Origin of the sequence: Streptomyces sulphureus DSM 40104 (genome assembly GCF_000381025.1) — a bacterium.
GTDB classification, from domain to species: Bacteria; Actinomycetota; Actinomycetes; order Streptomycetales; family Streptomycetaceae; genus Streptomyces; species Streptomyces sulphureus.
The window spans coordinates 234,106-246,843 of sequence record NZ_KB905820.1 but is presented as its reverse complement, the minus strand read 5'-3'; the positions used below and the strand labels follow the sequence as shown (position 1 = coordinate 246,843).

Annotated in this window: 9 protein-coding genes and 2 tRNA genes; 2 read left to right on the top strand and 9 right to left on the bottom strand. The window is 69.5% G+C overall.

Annotated features, from left to right (window positions below; all coding sequences use genetic code 11):
* Positions 1-86: 86 nt before the first annotated feature.
* Positions 87-159, bottom strand: a tRNA-Ala gene (locus tag F603_RS0122110).
* A gap of 129 nt (positions 160-288) precedes the next feature.
* Between F603_RS0122110 and F603_RS0122105 the strand changes: the two genes are divergently transcribed.
* Positions 289-840 (top strand): helix-turn-helix domain-containing protein, encoded by a 552-nt coding sequence (locus tag F603_RS0122105; RefSeq protein WP_019548132.1) that lies wholly within the window; start codon positions 289-291, stop codon positions 838-840.
* 114 nt (positions 841-954) lie between these two features.
* On the top strand, positions 955-2,163 hold the full coding sequence (locus tag F603_RS0122100; protein WP_019548131.1) for a serine/threonine-protein kinase: 1,209 nt from the start codon (positions 955-957) through the stop codon (positions 2,161-2,163).
* Positions 2,164-2,167: 4 nt separating this feature from the next.
* Here the strand turns inward: F603_RS0122100 and F603_RS0122095 are convergent, their stop codons facing one another.
* The 8 genes from F603_RS0122095 to gyrB form a co-directional block, all read right to left on the bottom strand.
* The gene (locus F603_RS0122095) at positions 2,168-3,526 is read right to left on the bottom strand and encodes a hypothetical protein (protein WP_019548130.1); all 1,359 of its coding nucleotides are present in this window, start codon (positions 3,524-3,526) and stop codon (positions 2,168-2,170) included.
* Positions 3,523-5,463, bottom strand: coding sequence for a vWA domain-containing protein (locus F603_RS0122090; protein WP_019548129.1), 1,941 nt, complete (start codon positions 5,461-5,463; stop codon positions 3,523-3,525). The genes F603_RS0122095 and F603_RS0122090 overlap by 4 nt, the downstream gene beginning before the upstream one ends.
* A 204-nt stretch (positions 5,464-5,667) precedes the next feature.
* The gene (locus F603_RS35600; RefSeq protein ID WP_016906168.1) at positions 5,668-5,802 is read right to left on the bottom strand and encodes a DLW-39 family protein; all 135 of its coding nucleotides are present in this window, start codon (positions 5,800-5,802) and stop codon (positions 5,668-5,670) included.
* Positions 5,803-6,184: 382 nt separating this feature from the next.
* Entirely contained in the window at positions 6,185-6,829 is a 645-nt protein-coding gene (locus F603_RS0122080; protein WP_026328630.1) for a dihydrofolate reductase family protein, read from the bottom strand.
* 281 nt (positions 6,830-7,110) lie between these two features.
* Positions 7,111-7,187 (bottom strand) — tRNA-Ile (locus F603_RS0122075).
* Positions 7,188-7,279: 92 nt separating this feature from the next.
* The gene (locus F603_RS0122070; RefSeq protein ID WP_019548127.1) at positions 7,280-7,903 is read right to left on the bottom strand and encodes a DUF3566 domain-containing protein; all 624 of its coding nucleotides are present in this window, start codon (positions 7,901-7,903) and stop codon (positions 7,280-7,282) included.
* A gap of 9 nt (positions 7,904-7,912) precedes the next feature.
* Positions 7,913-10,504: a DNA gyrase subunit A gene (gene gyrA, locus F603_RS0122065; RefSeq protein WP_019548126.1), complete on the bottom strand. Its 2,592-nt coding sequence runs from the start codon at positions 10,502-10,504 to the stop codon at positions 7,913-7,915.
* Positions 10,505-10,554: 50 nt separating this feature from the next.
* Positions 10,555-12,630, bottom strand: a complete 2,076-nt coding sequence (gene gyrB, locus F603_RS0122060) for a DNA topoisomerase (ATP-hydrolyzing) subunit B (RefSeq protein ID WP_019548125.1) — start codon at positions 12,628-12,630, stop codon at positions 10,555-10,557.
* Positions 12,631-12,738: the final 108 nt, after the last annotated feature.

Sequence of the window (12,738 nt, the reverse complement as noted above, 5' to 3'; positions counted from 1 at the left end):
ATGTGGACTCTGATCACGGAAGCGGCACCCCGAAGATCGCTTCGGGGTGCCGCTTCTCCGCTTCTGACCTGCGCCTAGGAGGTCTGTGGAGCCTAGGGGAGTCGAACCCCTGACATCTGCCATGCAAAGACAGCGCTCTACCAACTGAGCTAAGGCCCCGTGACGGCAACCTTACCCGGTCCCGGGAACGAATTCCGACCGGGTATCGCCGCGGCCCTTTCGTGCTCCGTAGGATGCCACGCAAGTTCGCGTCAGCGAAGTGACGTAGGGGAGTCCAGGGGAGCCGTGATGGACGCAGCGCAGCAGGAAGCCACCGCAAAGGCGCGGGAGCTTCAAAGCCAGTGGTACGGGGAGCCGTTGGGGACTCTCTTCCGCAGGCTCATCGACGACCTCGGGCTCAACCAGGCACGTCTCGCCACCGTCCTCGGACTCTCCGCACCGATGCTTTCGCAGCTGATGAGCGGGCAGCGAGCAAAGATCGGAAACCCGGCGGTCGTCCAGCGGGTGCAGGCCCTCCAGGGCCTCGCGGCCGAGGTCTCGCAGGGCGAGGTCTCCGCGGCGGACGCCACACGGCGGATGGACGAGATCCGCCGCACCGCGGGCGGCAGCGTCCTCAACCACACGGCGCAGACGGCCTCTTCGGGCGCCTCGCAGACCCCTGTGAAGCGCGTCGTCCGCGAGATCCAGGCGCTGCTGCGCTCCGTCTCCGACGCCGCCGACATCCTCGACGCCTCCGCAGCACTCGCGCCCACGCACCCCGAGCTGGCAGAGTTCCTCCGGGTCTACGGCGCGGGCCGCACCGCCGACGCCGTCAAGCACTACGAGTCCCACCAGAGCTGAGCCGCCGGCGCCCCCTTCGGCACCGTACGAACCCGGAGCGCCGCAGGGCGCCCGGCGAGCCCGGCAGCCGGAGGGCCACCGCAGCATCGAGACAGGGGAGCGGGCAGCAGAACGATGGGTGAGATCTTCGCCGGACGGTACGAGCTGGTGGATCCGATCGGCCGGGGCGGAGCCGGCGCCGTGTGGCGGACGTGGGACCACAGGCGCCGCCGGTACGTCGCAGCCAAGGTGCTGATGCAGAGCGACGCGGGCACGCTGCTGCGGTTCGTCCGCGAGCAGGCCCTCCGCATCGACCACCCGCACGTGCTCGCGCCGACGAGCTGGGCCGCCGACGACGACCAGGTCCTCTTCACGATGGACCTGGTCGGCGGCGGCTCACTCGCCCATCTCCTCGCCGACTACGGTCCGTTGCCGCCACGGTACGTCTGCACCCTCCTCGACCAGCTCCTCGCCGGACTCGACGCCGTCCACGCCGAGGACGTCGTGCACCGCGACATCAAGCCGGCGAACATCCTGCTGGAGCCGACCGGGAAGGGCCGCCCGCACCTGCGCCTCTCCGACTTCGGCATCGCGATGCGCAAGGGCGAGCCCCGCCTCACCGAGACGCAGTTCGTGCTCGGCACCCCCGGCTACTTCGCGCCCGAGCAACTCCTCGGCGCAGAGCCCGACTTCACCGCCGACCTCTACGCCGTCGGCCTCGTCGGCCTCTACCTCCTCACCGGCGCCAAGCCCGACGCGCAGGCGCTGACGGAGCAGTACACGCACGGCGTCCCACCCGCACCGCAGGGCGTTCCCGAGCCGCTCTGGCAGGTCCTCGGCCACCTGCTCCACCCGGACCCGCGCAGCCGCTTCCGCTCCGCCACCGGCGTCCGCAAGGCACTCGCCGGCGTCCCCGAACTCCTTCCGCCGGAGACCGCGCCGGACCAGGAGGAGATCGAGGTCTTCGACCAACTCCCCCAGCTTCCCGAGGGTTTCGACGCACAGGGCCCCCGCCCCGCCGACGTGCAGGACCCGTCGCAGACGGGCAGCTTCCGCCTCGCCCCGCCGAACAGCCAGGCCGAGCAGCAACTCGCCGCACCTCAGGGCCAGTCGACACCCTCACCGCCACCGCACCCGCCCACACCGCCTTCCCACGCCGCGCCGGTCGGCGCCCCTGTACTGCCGCAACAGCCCTACGTACAGGCCGCGTTCCCGACCGCAGGGCCGCCCGTCGCCACCGCCGGCGAACGACGCCCGGGACCGCCCCCGAAGGTCGCGATCCCGGTGCTCCTCGCCGCGCTCGTCTGCCTCGCCGTGGGCGCCTGGGCGCTGGCGACGAGCTGAGCGGCTAACTCCGGGGCGGATAGGGGCCGTTGGGCCCGTACCCGTACGAAGGCCCGGCGCTCCGGTTCCCCGCTGCCGCGCGCCTACGGGCGATCAGCACCCAGGCCCCGAGCCCCGCGAGCAGTGCGGTTCCGACGCCGATGCCCGCGTAGCCGAGCAGCGACCGGTCGGCCGACTCCTCGGCCTGCGCCGCCGTCTGGCCCTTGGCCGCCTGCTCGCGGTCCGAGTCGTCGACACCGAACCCCGCCTCGCTCAGGTCCTCCCGGTAGGAGGGCGCCTGAGCCTGCTTCCCCTTGACTTCCATGCGCAGGGTCACGGGCGCGGAGGTGCCGTCGAAGTACTCCTCCAGCTCGGGCGACGCCGTGACGGCGACGTAGTGCCACCCGGCGACCTGGGCGCCCTTCGCATCGTCGTCGAAGCGGTTGGCGTAGGTGACGTTCGCCGTCTGCCGCTGGATCGCGGCCGACTCGCCGCGGTACGGCTCCCAGACGGAGTCCCCCATGCGCATCCGCGCCGGGTTGTAGAGCTGCACGCCGAACGCGTCGAAGACGGTACTGGGGAGCCGCTTTTCGGCGTCGGCGCCGGCGTCGGCGTTCCCCAACTCCACGCTGACGTTGAGCCGTTGGCCCCAGTCGACGGGCACGCGGTAGTAGCGCGTCTCGGCGGGCTTCAGCCGGTCCTTCCACACGCCGTCGCCGAGGCTGCGCGCCGCGCCGAACCCCAGTCCGCCGCGGGCTTTCCGCGGCTCGCCCGTGACGTCGGGGGCAGGGCTCTCCTCGGCGTCCGTGGGGTCGGCTCCGGAGGGCGGATCGCCCTTGATGCCCGGCTCGGACATGTAGCGCAGCTCCAGCGGCCACGCGCCCGGGTCCGACAGGGCGCTGCTCTTGCGCCCGACGGAGAGGAGGTACGGGCCGCGCTGCTGGCACTTGTCGTCCTCGCCGATGATGCGGCTGACGGTGCCGGTGAGCGGGTGCGTCGTGCCGTCGCCGGTGAAGTTGACCTTCGTGGGGAGCACGGAACCGCACCGATCGCCGTCGACGGTGGTGAGCTGGAGCTCCAACCCGTCCTCCAGCTTCTTGATCTTCTGCCCCGGCTTCGGGGCCGCCGTCACGGAAAGGTAGGCGTGCGAGGTGCCGTCGAGGTTGACGGTGTAGTACTTCTGCTCGTTGCGCTCGATGGCGTCCCGATAGGTGCCGGGCGTGACTGCCGGGCCGTCCCCGCTGGTCTTCGCACCGGTGACGCGCTCTGCTGCCGCGTCGAGTGCGTACCCCGCAGCGCCCCCGTCTGCCGTCGCCTGGCCCGCCGTCGCCGCGAGGACGCCGAGCGCGAGGGAAGCGGTGGCGCACGTGCGTATGTTCCTCATCGGAAGTCTCCGTTCGTCGGACCGACGCTCCTCGTCCGCTTCCGGGCCAGCAGGTACCAGGCGCCGAGTCCACCGAGGAGCACCGCGCCGGCGCCTCCCGTGACGGCGGCCACGGTGCCGCGTCCCCAACCCCCTTCGTCCGAGGCCGAGTCGGTGCCGTCAGCCTGCGACGTGTCGGCTGCCGCCTCGTGTTGAGGTCCGGACTTCGCCTTTCCCTTGACGTCGAGGCGGAGGACGATGCCGATCTCCGGGTTCTCGGCGATCTTCGCGGCGTCCGCGCCGAGGGTGACGGCGAGGTAGTACTCCCCGTCGGTGTTGACCGCGCGGACCTGCTTGTTGCTCTCGTACCTGTTGGCCCAGGAGACCGGCACGGTGCCGGCGGAGAGGCGCACGGGGCGCCCGTCGTACCGTCCGCTCCCGTCGAGCGCCGAGTCGTTGTCGATCGGGAAGCGGTTCGGCGAGTACAGGTCGGTGGTGATCCTGCTGCGTTCGCTGCTGTGGCCGTCGACGGTGGGTTCGTTGCTGAACTCGACGTCGTAGCGCACCTGTTGGCCCCAGCCGGCCGGTACGCGGTACCAACGGGTCTGCGCCGGCACCAGGGTGTCGCGCCAGACGCCGCTGGTGACCTTGCGCGCGTCGTTGAAGCCGGTGCCGCCCTGCACCTTCTTCGGCTGCGCCTGCGGGAGCCGCGCCTGCGGGCCCGCCGCGTCGCCCAGCTCCGTTCGGGCGCCCGCCGGCTGCACGCCGTCGTCGAGGGGCGCCTCGACGGTGTAGGCCAGCTCGATGGGCCAGTCGGTGTCCCGGCCCTCGCCGCCCACCCGGACCCCGGCCTGCCGCTCCACGGAGACCAGATACTCGCCGGCGCCGCGGTCGCAGGACCCGGAGGTCTGCACGTCGTCGGGGACGCGGTGGGCCGCGGCGACGAGGGGCGCGGCGCCCTCGTCCTGGCCCATGGTCGCGGTGACGCGCTTGCAGTACGCCTTCTTGCCGGGACCGTAGATCTGGAGCCGCAGGCCGTCGCTTCTGGAGATGTCCATGCCGGGATTGGGCACCCCGGTGACGCTGAGCGCATTGGTGGACTTCTCGTCCATCTCCACGCGGTACCAGCGGGTCTCGCGTGGCCCGATGGTGTCGACGTACTGGCCGCTGCCGGCGTCGAGTTGGGCCGCCTTGCCGCGGTCGAGGCCGCCGGTGAGGCGCTTCCCGTCGAGCTGGTAGGCGTCGGCCGAGGTGCGGGCCGCGCGTTGAAGCTGGCGGGCGAGCGCGTCGGCGTCGGGGGCGTCGTAGTAGCTGCCCTCGCCCTTCTCCGCGACGCAGCTCAACTGCTCCCGCGCCGTTCCGCCGACCTGGAAGCCGATGACGTCGACCCGCAGGTCGACGCCCTTCTCGGCGAGCTCCTCCGCGGCTTCGCACGGCGGCGGCTCGTTGCAGTTGTCCTCACCGTCGGAGATCAGCAGGACGGTGCGCTTTCCGATCGTGCCGGAGGGCGTCTCGGGGAGGTCCTGGGCGGCTTTGCGGAGCGAAAGCCCGATGGGGGTGTCGCCCTTCGGGCGGACCTTGGCGACCGCCTTCTTCATGCCGTCCCTGTCGAGCGGTGCGACGGGTTCGGCGAGGCGGGTGTCGGTGCACCCCTTGTTGCGGTCGGCGCCGTAGAGGCGCAGCCCGGTGGGGTGTCCGTCGGGGAGCGCGTCGACGACGGTGCCGACCGCTTTCCGCGCCGAGGTGATGCGGCTCTGTCCGGAGCCGTCGTCGTCGTCCATCGACCCCGAGGAGTCGAGCACCATCACGAGTGAACTCGCCTTTTCGTCCGCGACGTTCGGCGCGGCTACCGCGCCCCCGCGCGGGGCCGTCTGCGCCATCCCCGGCCCCGCGGCCGCCCCCACCACGAGAAGGGCGCCGAGTACGGCCCCCGACGCGCGTCTGCCCAACCGGTCCATCGTCGTCTCCCCCTGCACTCACGACTCGTCCTGCACTGCGTAAGGACCGTAAGACTTTGCAGTAGCACACTTCAAGAGGGGAGCGCGTCACGGTACTGCAACAGGCCCCGGAAGCAGGTGAGTTGAGCTCCTTCCGCCCCGGACCCGGACATGAGAGAGCCCCGACCGCTGAGCGGTCGGGGCTCTGCCGGAAGCCTCGCAGCGTCACACGCCGGAACCTGCGGACACGGAGTCGGTCGCCTCCGTCCACAGATCCTGCTCGGCGCGATCCGCCTGGATCTGCCTGTATACGAGGAGGCCACCGATCGCGGCCAGTGCGACCAGGAAAAGCTTCTTCACCGCGCTACCTCGTCATTCCTAGACGTTGGGACCTGACTGCCGCCCGATGATACCCAAACAGGTTCTCGGCAGGGGCGGTCGGCAGTGCCGGAAATCGCGCACTCCTCACGGGAACCGCACAAGCCGCCCGAACGTACCCCAGCCGCATACGACGGACGCCCCGACCTGCCGGTCGGGGTCTCTGCGACTGCGCAGGCGCACAGGACTTTGAACCTGCGGCCCGGCCCTTGTCCGGAGGTCGCCCCGAGCGGCCGACCCCGCTAAAGCAGCCGCGCGTCACCGGCCGTTGGTCGGCCAGCAGGAGCGCTCAACCGCCGCGTTCACCGCGGCCGACGTCGAGCGGCGCGCTCTCCCCGGCGGCTGCCGCCAGGAACGGCTTGTGTCACTTGCGCCAGAACAGGTAGTGCGTCACGCCGCTCGGGCTGGGCACGACGTCGAGGTGGAAACGGTCGCGCAACTCGTCGGGGGAGTCCCAGAGCTTCACCCCGGACCCGAGCTTCACCGGCGAGACCGCCACATGCAGGGTGTCGACGAGGTCCGCGTCGAGGAACTCCCGGACGGTGGTCGCCCCTCCGCCGAGTCGGACGTCCTTGCCCTCCGCCGCCTCCCTGGCCTGTGCGAGGGCCGCGGCGGGTTCGCCGTCGACGAAGTGGAACGTGGTGTCGGAGAGCGTGAACGACGGGCGCGTGTAGTGCGTCATGACGAACACCGGGGTGTGGAACGGCGGTTCCTCCCCCCACCAGCCCTGCCATTCGTGGTCCTGCCAGGGCCCGCGCTGAGGACCGAACTTGTTGCGGCCCATGATCTCGGCCCCGATGTTGTGGGTGAAGTCCCGCGTGAAGTAGTCGTCGAGGCCGCGGGTGCCGCCGGGGTCGGTGCGGTTGGGGAAGCTCGCCGTGGCGAAGGCCCAGGCCATCAGGACCGCTGGATCGGCGTGGCCGAACGGCCGTTCCAGGCTCTGATGTTCTCCGGCACCGAATCCGTCGCTCGAGACGGTGAAGTTCTGAACCCTCAATAGCTGGGTCATGTAGCTCCTCCTGTGTGGTCGGTGAAAGGTAGACCACCGAGACCGGAAGAACTCATCGCCGCGACGGTGAACAGCCGCGGAGTCCTTGGTCGGAGAAGCGACCCGGCACTTCCTGGCCTGCGGGTCAGCGGTCGGGCTCGCCGATCAGCCCGTCACGCGGACCGGGACCAACTGCAAGCGCGGGGTGGAGCAGGCAGCCGGGCTGCTGCCCGTGCTCGTACGGCAGATGTCAGCCGTGGATGCGAGAAGGCCCAGCCGATCCCGGCTGGGCCTTCTCGCGCTGGTGGGGCTAACAGGACTTGAACCTGTGGCCTCATCCTTATCAGGGATGCGCTCTAACCATCTGAGCTATAGCCCCTTGCCGCACGGAAAGATTAGCGCACTCGCGCCTGAGCCCCAAATCGCTTCCGCTGCGGCTCCCGCACCCCGCCACCAGGCGGGACGCGGGGACTACTCGTCCTCGGCGAGCGTCAGCTCGACACCGCCGACGAAGCCGGCCGAGAGGTTGTAGATAAACGCCCCCAGCGTCGCCAGCGCCGTGGCGAGGACGACGTCGATGACGGCGATCAGCGAGGTGAAGAGGAGCACCCGCGGCAGCGAGAGGAAGGACTCCAGGTCGAAGCCGCTGCTCCCCTCAGAACCCGTGGCCTGGCTGATCGTGCCCCCGAGGGTGGAGAAGACGCCCATCGCGTCCATCACCATCCACAGCACCGCGACGGCGACGACGGTGCAGACGCCGAGCGCGATCGAGAGCAGGAAGCTGACCTTCATCACCGACCACGGGTCGGCCTTCGCCACCCGCAGCCGGGCCTTGCGCGTCCGCGGCACCGTCCGCGCGCCCGTACGCGGACGGCGCACGCCCTGGGTGCCGGACTGACCGCCGGACTGCCCGCCTTGCTCGTGCTGCGGCGGTTGGGCGCCGGGGGCGCCGCCCTGGGCTCCGACGGACTGACCGCCGCCGGTGTGCTGCCCCTCGACGGGCGGCGCACCGGCCGGCGGCGCGGGGTACGCCCGCGGCGGGTGGTGCGGTGGGGGCTGAGGCTGGGCCTGCGGCTGAGGCTGAGCACCACTCACGCCCTGCTCCTATTCGTCCTCGCTCGGCGACTGCGGCTCCTCCCCGGACCCGGCCGCCTCCACTTCCTCGGCTTCGCGACCGGCCTCGGCGTTGCGTGCAACCCCTACGACCGCATCCTTCTTGCCCAGGTTGATCAGTTGGACGCCCATGGTGTCACGGCCGGTTTCCCTGACCTCGTCGACCCGCGTACGGATCACGCCGCCGCCGAGCGTGATGGCGAGGATCTCGTCCGTCTCCTCCACCACCAGCGCCCCCACGAGCGACCCCCGATCCTCCACGATCTTCGCGGCCTTGATGCCGAGCCCACCGCGCCCCTGAACGCGGTAGTCGTCCACGTCGGTGCGCTTGGCGTAACCGCCGTCGGTGGCGGTGAAGACGAACGTACCCGCCCGGACGACGTTCATCGAGAGGAGTTCGTCTCCCTCGCGGAAACTCATCCCCTTTACGCCGGAAGTCGCCCTGCCCATCGGCCGGAGCGAGTCGTCGGTTGCGGTGAACCTGATCGACTGCGCCTTCCTGCTCACCAGCAGCAGATCGTCGTCGGACGAGACGAGTTCGGCGCCGATCAGCTCGTCGTCGCGACCGTCCTCCATCTGTCGGAGGTTGATCGCGATGACGCCGCCCGAGCGCGGTGAGTCGTAGTCCTTGAGCGGAGTCTTCTTCACCAGGCCCGACTTGGTGGCCAGGACCAGGTACGGCACCGCTTCGTAGTCCCGGATGGCGAGGACCTGCGCGATCTCCTCGTCGGGCTGGAAGGCGAGCAGGTTGGCGACGTGCTGGCCGCGGGCCTCGCGGCCGGCGTCCGGGAGTTCGTACGCCTTGGCCCGGTAGACGCGCCCCTTGTTGGTGAAGAAGAGGAGCCAATGGTGCGTGGTGGAGACGAAGAAGTGGTTGACGATGTCGTCTTCCTTCAACTTCGTTCCGCGTACGCCCTTTCCGCCGCGCTTCTGCCCCCGGTAGTCGTCGGTCTTGGTCCGCTTCACATAGCCGCCACGAGTGATCGTGACGACGATGTCCTCCTCGGCGATCAGATCCTCGATGGACATGTCGCCCTCGAATGGGATCAGTTGGGTGCGCCGGTCGTCGCCGTACTTGTCGACGACCGCGGTGAGCTCTGCGCCGATGATCTCGCGCTGCTTCGCCGGCGAGGCGAGGATCGCGTTGTACTCGTCGATCTTCGCCTGGAGGTCGTCGTGCTCCGAAGTGATCTTCTGACGCTCCAGCGCGGCGAGGCGGCGCAACTGCATCTCAAGGATCGCGTTCGCCTGGATCTCGTCGATCGCCAGCAAACCCATCAGGCCTTCGCGTGCGACGTCCACCGTGTCGCTGCGGCGGATCAGCGCGATCACCTCGTCGATCGCGTCGAGCGCCTTGAGGAGGCCGCGCAGGATGTGCGCCCGCTCCTCGGCCTTCCGCAGGCGGTAGCGCGTGCGGCGGACGACGACGTCGATCTGGTGGCTCACCCAGTGCCGGATGAAGGCGTCGAGCGAGAGCGTCCGCGGAACGCCCTCGACGAGCGCGAGCATGTTGGCGCCGAAGTTGGTCTGCAGATCGGTGTGCTTGTAAAGGTTGTTGAGGACCACCTTGGCGACGGCGTCCCGCTTCAGCACGATCACCAGGCGCTGACCCGTCCGCGAGCTCGTCTCGTCGCGGACGTCCGCGATGCCGCCGACCCGCCCGTCCTTCACCAGGTCGGCGATCTTCAACGCGAGGTTGTCCGGGTTGACCTGGTAGGGGAGCTCGGTGACGACGAGGCACTGGCGCCCTTGGAACTCCTCGACCTCCACCACGGCGCGCATGGTGATCGACCCGCGCCCGGTGCGGTACGCCTCCTCGATCCCGCTGCGGCCGACGACGAGCGCGCCCGTCGGGAAGTCGGGGCCCTTGATGCGCTCGATCAGCGCGTCGAGGAGCTCCTCGTTGCTCGCCTCCGGGTGGTCGAGGAACCACTGCGCGCCGGCGGCGACCTCGCGGAGGTTGTGCGGCGGGATGTTCGTCGCCATGCCGACGGCGATGCCCGCCGAGCCGTTGACGAGAAGGTTGGGGAACCGCGAGGGCAGGACGGTCGGCTCCAGGCTGCGGCCGTCGTAGTTGTCCTGGTAGTCGACGGTGTCCTCGTCGATGTCCCGCAGCATCTCCATGGCGAGCGGGGCCATCTTGCACTCGGTGTACCGCATCGCGGCCGCCGGGTCGTTGCCGGGCGAACCGAAGTTGCCGTTGGAGTCGACCAGCGGCATCCGCATCGACCAGGGCTGCGCGAGCCGCACGAGTGCGTCGTAGATCGAGGAGTCGCCGTGCGGGTGGTAGTTGCCCATGACGTCGCCGACGACGCGGGCGCACTTGTAGAACCCCTTCTCGGGGCGGTAGCCGCCGTCGTACATCGCGTAGAGCACACGGCGGTGCACCGGCTTGAGGCCGTCGCGGATGTCCGGGAGCGCACGGCTCACGATCACGCTCATCGCGTAGTCGAGGTACGAGCGCTGCATCTCGGTCTCGAGGCTCACCGGATCGACGCGGGCTCCCGCCTCGGCGTCGACGACGACGTCGGTCGGCGCGGTCTCTGGGTTGTCCTCAGGGGGTGTGGGGGTCTCGTCGGCCATTGCTCAGATCAAGTCCTTCTGCTGTGTACGTCGCATCGTTCGGGCCGACGTCAGATGTCGAGGAACCGGACGTCCTTGGCGTTGCGTTGGATGAACGAGCGCCGTGCCTCCACGTCCTCGCCCATGAGGATGGAGAAGAGGTCGTCGGCGGCAGCGGCGTCGTCGAGCGTGACCTGGCGCAGGACGCGGTGCTCGAGGTCCATCGTCGTGACGCGGAGCTCCTCGGCGTTCATCTCGCCGAGACCCTTGAACCGCTGGACCGAGTCGTCCCTGATCCGCTTGCCCTGCTCGCGGCCGAGCGAGATCAGGCTGTCGCGCTCGCGGTCGGAGTAGGCGTACTGGTACTCGTCCCTGGACCACTTGATCTTGTACAGCGGCGGCTGCGACAGGAAGACGTGGCCGGCCTCGACGAGCGGGCGCATGAAGCGGAACAACAGCGTCAACAGCAGGGTGTTGATGTGCTGGCCGTCGACGTCGGCGTCGGCCATCAAGATGATCTTGTGGTATCGGAGCCTCTCGATGTCGAAGTCCTCGTGGATACCGGTGCCGAACGCGGAGATCAGCGCCTGGACTTCGGCGTTCTGGAGGACCTTGTCGATCCTGGCCTTCTCCACATTCAGGATCTTGCCGCGGATCGGGAGGATCGCCTGGTACTCGGGGTCGCGCCCGGACTTCGCCGAGCCGCCCGCCGAGTCGCCCTCGACGATGAAGATCTCGCACTTCGCGGGGTCGTTGGACTGGCAGTCCGACAGCTTGCCGGGGAGCGAGGCCGTCTCCAACAACCCCTTGCGGCGCGTGAGATCACGCGCCTTGCGCGCGGCGACCCGGGCCGTCGCGGCCTGGATGCCCTTGCGGATGATGTCCGACGCCTCGTTGGGGTTGCGGTCGAGCCAGTCGGCGAAGTTCTCGTAGACCACCTTCTGCACGAAGGTCTTCGCCTCGGTGTTGCCGAGCTTGGTCTTGGTCTGACCCTCGAACTGCGGCTCCCCGAGCTTCACCGAGACGATCGCGGTGAGCCCCTCGCGGATGTCCTCGCCCGTGAGGTTGTCGTCCTTCTCGCGGAGCAGCTTCTTGTCGCGCGCGTACCGGTTGATCAGCCCGGTGAGCGCCGCTCTGAAGCCCTCCTCGTGGGTGCCGCCCTCGTGCGTGTGGATGGTGTTGGCGAAGGAGTAGACGCCCTCGCTGAACTGGTTGTTCCACTGCATCGCGACCTCGACCGAGAGCAGCCGCTCCGGGTCCTCGGCCTCGAAGTCGATCACCGACGGGTGGACGAGCTCGCCCTTGCGGGAGTTGAGGTAGCGGACGAAGTCCGAGATGCCGCCCTCGTAGTGGTAGGTCACCGAGAGCTGATTGCCCTCCTCGTCGACGCGCTCCTCGCGCTCGTCGGTGAGGGTGATGGTCAACCCCCGGTTGAGGAAGGCCATCTCCTGGAACCGGCGCGCGAGCGTCTCGAAGGAGTAGTCCGTGGTGTCGAAGATGTCCGGGTCAGCCCAGAACGAGACGCAGGTGCCCGTGCTCTCGGTCTCCTCGTTCCGCTGGAGCGGAGCCGTCGGCGTCCCGAGCTTGTAGTCCTGCGTCCAGCGGTAGCCCTCGCTTCTGACCTCGACGGCCAGCCGCTGCGACAGGGCGTTCACCACGGAGACGCCGACACCGTGCAGACCGCCGGAGACGGCGTACCCGCCGCCGCCGAACTTGCCGCCCGCGTGCAGGACGGTGAGCACGACCTCGACGGCCGGCTTGTTCTCCGACGGGATGATGCCGACGGGGATACCGCGGCCGTCGTCGATGACGCGGACGCCGCCGTCCGCGAGGAGCGTCACGTCGATCTTGGTCGCATGGCCGGCGAGAGCCTCGTCGACGGAGTTGTCGACGACCTCTTGTACGAGGTGATGAAGGCCACGCTCACCGGTCGACCCGATGTACATGCCCGGCCGCTTCCGGACGGCCTCCAGGCCCTCCAGAACCGTGATCGCGCTTGCGTCGTACGACGACTCGGGGTGCTCGCGGTCGACGGGAGGCACCGGCTCGGTCGGCTGCGGGGGCGCCTCGGCACCCTCGGACGGGTTCTGTTCTGTTTCGTTGAGATCGCCGGAATCGGCCACGAAGCGCCCTTTCTGGCACAGCACAGGCCGTCTCCAGGAGAGTCACCAGGACAAGGCGGAGCGGCTGCGTCGTTCGACATGTTCCGCAACGGGGCGGCTGCCCTCCAGTGTACCGGTGCCGACGATGTGAAT